This window comes from Psychroserpens mesophilus (assembly GCF_050617655.1).
Taxonomy (GTDB): Bacteria; Bacteroidota; Bacteroidia; order Flavobacteriales; family Flavobacteriaceae; genus Psychroserpens; species Psychroserpens mesophilus_A.
In genome coordinates this window covers 1-236 of record NZ_JBODQC010000505.1, presented here as the reverse complement: position 1 = coordinate 236, position 236 = coordinate 1, and the positions used below count along the sequence as shown (strand labels likewise).

Here is a 236-nt window from a genome sequence, read left to right as displayed (position 1 = left end):
CCGATGGTGACCACGTCAACCCCGGCCTCCCGCAGGTCTTCCAGGGTCTGCAGCACTTCGGGCTCTGTTTCTCCCAGCCCGAGCATGATCCCGGATTTGGTCCGGTTGGCACCCTGGTCCTTCAGGTATTTCAGGACACCCAGGCTGCGGTCGTATTTGGCTTGTATCCGGACTTCCCGGGTCAATCGCCGGACGGTTTCCACATTGTGGGATATTACCTCAGGGGCTACCTCCAG

At 60.2% G+C, this 236-nt stretch carries 1 protein-coding gene; it reads right to left on the bottom strand.

Annotation, left to right across the window (positions count from 1 at the left end; translation table 11 throughout):
* On the bottom strand, window positions 1-236 hold a 236-nt coding region (locus ACRHNM_RS18175), incomplete at both ends, for a radical SAM protein (protein WP_431138025.1).